Below are 959 nucleotides of genomic sequence, written 5' to 3'. Positions count from 1 at the left end.
CCAACGCCATCAACAACTCAGGCTTTAACGTTGTTGCCAACGGTAAAGAACCTGCTGCAGACGGCTCTGACCTAGTTAAAGCTGGTGAAACCCTAAGCTTCGTTAACGGTACAGGTACAACTGCTAACGTTACTACTTCAGAAGATGGCAAAACAACCACCGTTACCTATAACAGTGCAGTTGCTTATGTCAATGACAAAGCAGAAGATACCTCTACCCCAAGCAATACAGCCAAACTTGTTAGCGGTGACAACAACCCTGTTCAAGTACAAAACGTTGCTTCTGGTGTACGTGACAACGTAACTGCTCCTGTTGCTAACCCAACAGCACCAACTGCCCAAGACAAGCGTAACATCGCTGATGCAGTTGCTAAGGCTACTGGCGATACACTAAACAACGTTGCTAACATTGGTGACCTACAAGCTGCTGCTGGTGCTGCTAAGACAGAAGTGGTTGAAGGCAAAAACATGAACGTCACTTCTGCAACTGGCGACAATGGTCAAACCATTTACACCGTTGCAACAGATGATGATGTTACCTTCAACAACGTAACAGCAAGCAACATCACTGTGGGCGGTACACCAAATGCTACCAACCCAAGTCAAACTGACAACCCAATCACCATTGGTACCGTCAATGGCAACAACACCATCGCCAACCTAACTGGTAACTTGGCACCTACCTACAACAAAGGTGACTTGACCGAAGGTGATGACAAACGCTTGACAGACAAACCTGCTGACAGCTTCACCACCAATGCTGCCAAACCTGCAGATGTTGCCAACATCTACAGCAACGCTGCTACTGTGGGTGATGTACTAAATTCAGGCTTTAACCTACAAGAAAACGGCACTGCCAAAGACTTTGTAAAAGCCTATGACACCGTTAACTTCGTCAACGGCACAGGCACAGTTGCTAACGTAACCATGAATGATGATGGTACTGTGGCAGATGTTACC

At 46.7% G+C, this 959-nt stretch carries 1 pseudogene; it reads left to right on the top strand.

Features of this window, described 5'->3' with window-relative positions:
• Positions 1 to 959, top strand: a pseudogene (locus MOB01S_RS12630) (hypothetical protein); the annotation flags it as partial.

The organism is Moraxella oblonga NBRC 102422, from assembly GCF_001598275.1.
In the GTDB taxonomy this organism is placed as follows: Bacteria; Pseudomonadota; Gammaproteobacteria; order Pseudomonadales; family Moraxellaceae; genus Moraxella; species Moraxella oblonga.
This window is presented reverse-complemented; position numbering and strand designations above follow the sequence as displayed.